Genomic DNA, 921 nt, shown 5'->3' with positions numbered 1-921 from the left:
CATAATCCAGGGATAAGCCTTCAGATACACAACAACCTCCAACAAGGTGGCTGTTGCAATCACCCCCAGAAATCGCCGACCGCTACGCAGCCGTTCGTTCTCTGCTTCTAATTGCTGTATCCGTGTTTCAAGTTCGGCGCGGGTAGGTTTCCGACGTGCAGGGGTCGGTGCTTGGTGCGGTGGTTTCCCAGCCGGCCCGATCGCGCGGGCATCGATTACCGTCGCCGGGTCAAGACCGCATTGCGCACATCGGACTGCGCCACCAAAGGCGGCGTGGACGGACTTGTGACTCGAGTGGGCGGTGCGTTCAACCGTGTGCCCGCAGTACAGGCTCAGATGCCAAACCATCAGCTCATGTGCCGGGGGTGGTCTTAACAAGGTGCCAAGCCGGGCAATCTGGGCCGGCGATAGCGGTGGCATCGGGCAGCATTTGCCACAATGCATGGTCAGCGACCCTGAGACGCTGTGGCGATGGGATCCGCACGAACCGTGGGCGGTCTTGAACAGGGTCTCTTCGGCGTCGTACCGGGCACGCTCGGCGTCGGAAAAATTCATCGTGCCCTTATTCTCGAAAGGCTCAGCGTCCACGTACGGACGACGGCATCCAGGGCAGGGCGCGCCCGCACGATACTGTTCGTAACTTAGTGGTGCGACTTCGCACCGCATTGAGTCACGCAAACTCTGTCGATCCCGTTGCCGGCGTTCGTCTTTGGCTGTCAACCTGAACGGAGTCTCGAGGCCGCCGAGGCATTCGTACGCGTCGAGGTCAGCGGTCACGGTTAGAAACTAAACGAGTGGGACGTCAATGTGAATATTCAGATGCGGCTCGAAGAAGGCACCTAGTTGTACTGGGACAGGACGTTGGTAGCAGGCGTGTTGGCTTGATGTGAGGAGAACCTCCGGGTGGGGTGTGGCTTGTCT

At 59.5% G+C, this 921-nt stretch carries 1 protein-coding gene; it reads right to left on the bottom strand.

The genetic code is table 11. The features are described 5' to 3' along the window. Positions 1–588, bottom strand: a 588-nt coding sequence (locus CQY20_RS35330) for a coiled-coil domain-containing protein (RefSeq protein ID WP_474630431.1), incomplete at its 3' end; no start/stop codon positions are given. Between the last annotated feature and the right edge of the window lie 333 nt (positions 589–921).

The organism is Mycolicibacterium agri (assembly GCF_002553505.1).
GTDB lineage: Bacteria > Actinomycetota > Actinomycetes > Mycobacteriales > Mycobacteriaceae > Mycobacterium > Mycobacterium agri.
Note: the sequence above shows the minus strand (reverse complement) of the source record. Positions and strands in the feature narration are given on the sequence as shown.